The organism is Bradyrhizobium lablabi (genome assembly GCF_001440475.1).
GTDB classification, from domain to species: domain Bacteria; phylum Pseudomonadota; class Alphaproteobacteria; order Rhizobiales; family Xanthobacteraceae; genus Bradyrhizobium; species Bradyrhizobium lablabi.
In genome coordinates this window covers 1-3,208 of record NZ_LLYB01000015.1, presented here as the reverse complement: position 1 = coordinate 3,208, position 3,208 = coordinate 1, and the positions used below count along the sequence as shown (strand labels likewise).

Annotated in this window: 2 protein-coding genes and 1 pseudogene; 1 reads left to right on the top strand and 2 read right to left on the bottom strand. The window is 58.9% G+C overall.

Annotation, left to right across the window (positions count from 1 at the left end; all coding sequences use genetic code 11):
* Positions 1 to 350: 350 nt before the first annotated feature.
* The gene (locus tag CQ14_RS00130) at positions 351 to 623 is read right to left on the bottom strand and encodes a BstA C-terminal domain-containing protein (protein ID WP_488230440.1); all 273 of its coding nucleotides are present in this window, start codon (positions 621 to 623) and stop codon (positions 351 to 353) included.
* 844 nt (positions 624 to 1,467) lie between these two features.
* Here CQ14_RS00130 and CQ14_RS45430 point away from each other — a divergent pair.
* Positions 1,468 to 2,991 carry a hypothetical protein gene (locus tag CQ14_RS45430; protein ID WP_245320069.1) on the top strand — a complete coding sequence of 508 codons (1,524 nt, stop codon included), beginning with the start codon at positions 1,468 to 1,470 and terminating at the stop codon, positions 2,989 to 2,991.
* A gap of 15 nt (positions 2,992 to 3,006) precedes the next feature.
* Here the strand turns inward: CQ14_RS45430 and CQ14_RS00115 are convergent.
* A pseudogene (locus tag CQ14_RS00115) lies at positions 3,007 to 3,208 on the bottom strand (IS5/IS1182 family transposase); the annotation flags it as partial.

Sequence of the window (3,208 nt, the reverse complement as noted above, 5' to 3'; positions counted from 1 at the left end):
TTCGGGCCGGACTCTAACTCCTTCTGGAGGAAATACGCAGTGGCAGGTCAAATGGCCTGAAGATTGTGCGCGGATGGCCAAATTCTGGTCGTCGACAACGTCTGGGGCGTACTCCTGATGAAAGATGGTGCTGTAGGATCGGCAGGTTTAGGTCATTCTTCGGAACGAGCGGGTCCGGACGTGCTGGCAGTGGACGCCAGAGGCTGTTCGTAGCTCATGCATAGCGGGCCACGTCTTCGTCTTGGCATCGGAATGGGAGAGCATCGCTCCGCAGCAGTCCCGCGCTGGCTCGACGTATTCTGAGCCTGCCCATGCCGGGCAGGCTCTCTCGACCTTGTTCGCCGCTATTACTATGCGGTGATCTGCGCCGGGATAAGCGCGCCAATGGCGACGCGAGCGATCGACGGCGCCAGATTGTGCCTTGAGACCTTGCCCTTCAGATAATTGCTGAACTTGCCGCCCTCGATATAGACATCTTGCAACCATTCCCGACACGCGCCGAGCGCAGCGAGAGGGTAGCACCAGGACTCTTGCGGATTCGAGTTCGATTGCGGACGGCTGTCGGGGTAGTGATGGGGACATTTTTTGCGCTCGCCGTAGATCGCCGCCAAGCCGTTTCGCACCAGTATTTCGACCAATGCTGTCCGATCGAGATATCAACCAACATTGTTTTCCCCGATATCGGCACCGGCCCGGGCGACGACCCCGTCAGCTTCTCGAAAGCTTGCCTGAGTAGGTTGCTCACTTGATCTATAGAGTGAGGCTAGCGTGGACCCGTACAATTTTGACCCATTTAATGTACCAGCTCGGTCGCAGGTGCAGCACGCCGCCTCCGAAGAGCCGCAGACGGGCCAGGCCGGGCAAGAGAGCTTTGAGCAGCACTTGGCCGAGGCAAGCCAGGCTGACCCCGCTTCCGTCGCCCGTGGGGGCCCTGACCGCGACCATTATCCACATCTGTCTACCGAAGACCGGGACCTTATCGATAGGGCGATTACTCAATATGCGGCTCAGAAAAACCCACAACCGAAGACGGTTAAGCTTTATACTCAGGCACTTCGTCGATTGGGGAATGATCTCCGCGCTCGTGGCCAAACGACTGATCTAGCGGACCACCAGTCTCTACTCGATCACGTCAACACTCACTTTTCGAAAGTCGTAGCCATGAAGACAGGGTTGGGCGTCCTTCGTGCGTATCATGATTCGGGCTATGTAGCTTCTCGCGGGCGGCCGCGCACGATCCCCTCAGCGAAAGACGCATCTAGCGGCAGCCAGCAGTCCCCGCACGAGCCGATGGGTGCGCTTGCCAGGAGCAACCTCCTGCCAAGCGAGGAGGTCCTCATCAACGATGAGCATGACACAGCTGAGTTGAGACCAGCGAAGAGGCCGAGGACCCTAAACAATCCGCAAGGCGTTGCCATTGAGCGGCAGCTGAGCGAGCTCGCCAATTCAGGTGGAGGTGGGCGAGCAATGCCGGCTGCCCCGGCGCTGCAGCCGGCTCAGCCAGCGGGGATTGTCATACGATGGGATAAGCGGCCTCTTTATTCCGACGATGCTCCCGCTATCTTGCGGCTTGAGGAGGCCCTCATCAAGGGCGGGATGACCGCCCCCGCCGCGAAGCTGTATGTAAGTTCTCTTCTTAGCTTTAGCCGTTGGCTGTTCGCAAAAAACAGACCGAGCATTGTTGCTCGGATGGACAGTAAGTCGCTGAGCGACGGCGGTGACATACACGAGTTCACCGGCGGGGGTAATAAGCGGCTCTTTAAGGCATTAGAGCATCTCCGGACCTTTCGGTCGACGGGCGTAGCCGTGCCGGTCGTACGCCCTGGGCGCGCTGGCGCTGAGCTGAATCCGCCCCCCCAGAACGCGGCCCTCATCAATCCCGAAGACGCGGTACTGATGGAGCCGAGGCGCGTCGACGCCGCCGCTGCGCAGCACAGCGCGCCGCAGGAAGCTGGCAGTCGGCCACAGGAGCTTCAGGGGCGATGGGATGATCAACCCGCCCCGTCGGCTTTTGGTCAAGAGCACGTAGCGTTCGATGCACAGCAGATTTCTCCCGAGGAGCTAGTGCTGGATCATCTGGATGACCAATCCCTCCCGTCGCCAGCTTCCCTCCCTTCAGAGCAGCTTGAGCGACTGGAAAAGGAATTGCATAACGAGCTTCACGGACGAGGGGACAATCACCCTGTCCAGTCGTTCTCCGGCGATCCGGAACAGTTTACTTTCAATCCAGAGCAGTTCTCTCCAGGCGAGCTTGAGCGCCTGTTGGATGATCAAGCCGACGAGTCGTCGATCATGGCTGATCCAGAGCAACTCCGGCCGCTGGAAGAGGGGCTTCGCGAGGAGCTTCAGGGGTCGGGGGATGATGAACTCGCCCACTCGTTCGTCTCCGTCGGTTCAGAGGTATTGGCTCTATCAGAGCAGTCTCCTCCTGCGAAAATTCGGCGAGTGATAAACCATATGGATGATCAATCCATGCCTTCGCCAGCCTCCGTAGATCCAACGGAGCTTCAGCGACTGCAAGAGCAGCTTCACAATGAAATTCATCAACCCGGCCGGTCATTTTCCGTCGATCCAGAGGACTTTACTTTCAATCCAGAGCAGTTCTCTCCAGGCGAGCTTGAGCGACTGTTGGATGCCATCCCGTCGCCAGTCCCCGCCGGTCCGGAGGACTTCGCTCTAAATCCAGAGCAGTTCCCTGCGAAGGAACTCTGGCACCTACTGAATGATGAACCCGCGCAGTTGGGAATGGCATCTAGCTCAGGCCCGGCAAATCAGTCGGCTTACGAGCTGAATCCGCTGCCGAATCTATCAATGTACCTCCCCCCGGACTTCCAGCACGGCCCCCAACGGGCGTCGGAAGACTTCATGCAAGGAATGCGCTTGCACAACCTGTTGCCGAGCGCGTCTCAGCCGGAGACAAAATTCCCTCTGGGCGGCGTGAACTACACCGCCACATTGGAGGAGGATCAGATTTTTCTGCGCCCAACATGAATAGCGCGTCGTCCGTTAAGAAGCCGATTGCAGCGATGAACGGTCGCGGATGGCTATGATGAGGGTGGCCAGGAAGAGGCACCAAAGAGCCCTCAGCCAAGCGAGGATCCGGCGGAAGTTGTGACCGACGGCAGAGAGGATGACGTTGGCCGCATCGCCGGCGCGGCCTTTGAGGTAGCAGCGGCCGAGGTGACCATCGGCCTTCAGGTGTCCGATG